At 34.6% G+C, this 1450-nt stretch carries 1 protein-coding gene; it reads right to left on the bottom strand.

The window, feature by feature from the left end:
- Positions 1-68: 68 nt before the first annotated feature.
- Positions 69-1322, bottom strand: coding sequence for an ISL3 family transposase (locus tag EKM68_RS13515; protein ID WP_125591326.1), 1254 nt, complete (start codon positions 1320-1322; stop codon positions 69-71).
- Between the last annotated feature and the right edge of the window lie 128 nt (positions 1323-1450).

Genomic DNA, 1450 nt, shown 5'->3' on the forward strand with positions numbered 1-1450 from the left:
GGTTCTTTGTCAAATAGTATTGATGAATGATTTTGAGCCTTGGGCATCCTCGTTGAGGATGCCTATTTTTATGCACAAATTAACGTGATTCTCTTAAGGAAATGGTCAAGATTTCTAAAACCATAACTGTTATGTTTAAGCTTTTTTATCTTTCCAATGGTCCCCTCTAAGGGACCATTGGAATATGGCATTATGCAACTATTCTCTACATATTTTAAGTTCTTACGTAACGTACTGATTGATGTATCCATAGCGGTACCATTCTTTTTATATCCATGAATAGTTTCACTTAGTAACTTTATATTTTGATTTTCAAGGGACTGCTGGATATTTTGGTAAGTATCATACACTTCTTTGAATACAGGAAACCCATCTAATCCAATATCGATTACGTTTTGAATTGTCGTGTATTCATTAATACCAAAAACGTATTCTATGTTCTTGTCGTCTACCTTTGCCAAAGGCAAATGGTAAAGACGCCAATTCGATTTAAGGGCTCTGTACAAACGTGAATGCTTATCACTAATACGTTTCAGTGAATTTATACGTACTTGATCTAGGGCTCTACTACATAGCTGAACGATATGAAATCTATCGACTATTATTTGTGCATTCGGGAAAATTCTATGCACTACTAATTGGTAATTGGCATTCAGATCGATAGACACAGTTTTAACCGATTGGCGTTCTGAAAGACTGTATTTATTTATAAAGTGTTCAATTATTGTTTTAGATAATCTATCATGAATTAGTTCTACTAATTGATGTGTTTGCGCATCAATAGCGATGAACGTGAAGATTTTTCCAACTGAGTGAAATTCGTCAAAGCACATGTTTTCAGGAAGCCGATTACACCTGCTGGGTAAAGTAATATTGTCATATAAAACTCTACTTACTGTACTGGGTGAAATCCCAATTATTTTGGCAATTGATGATAGTGTAAATGATTCCCTTGCCATATCAAAGATCCTGTCTCTTACTTGGTTGGTCATTGTGTGGTTCTTAATTAAAAAGTCACTGTGCGCACCGCAGGTGCAGTCACAGTTCCTACACAAGTATCTCTGTTTATTGAGTATCATATGATACTCTTTTCCGTTAAAGCTGGCCAAACGAGCATTAGTAACCCTTTTTCCATTTTTAACTAAAGTATTCATACCGCAATTAGGACATCTGTGTAGAATGTATGACAGATCAGCTCTTACTAATTTAATGTGCTTCATAACGCCACGATTTTCGATCGTAGCGTCACTAACTGAAACATTTTTTATATTATTGTCTTTTATGTCTAATGCACATAGTATAGAATTGTCTTGGGACATCATTGTTTTCTCCTGTTTGATTGGGTTTGGTCGCTTAAATCATAACACTAGAACAGTGATGTTTTTTTTGCATTAAAAGAGTATAAAAAAACTGGTATTGATTATTCATCAATACCAGAAAGTATAGGACC

This window comes from Companilactobacillus jidongensis, from assembly GCF_003946575.1.
GTDB classification, from domain to species: Bacteria; Bacillota; Bacilli; order Lactobacillales; family Lactobacillaceae; genus Companilactobacillus; species Companilactobacillus jidongensis.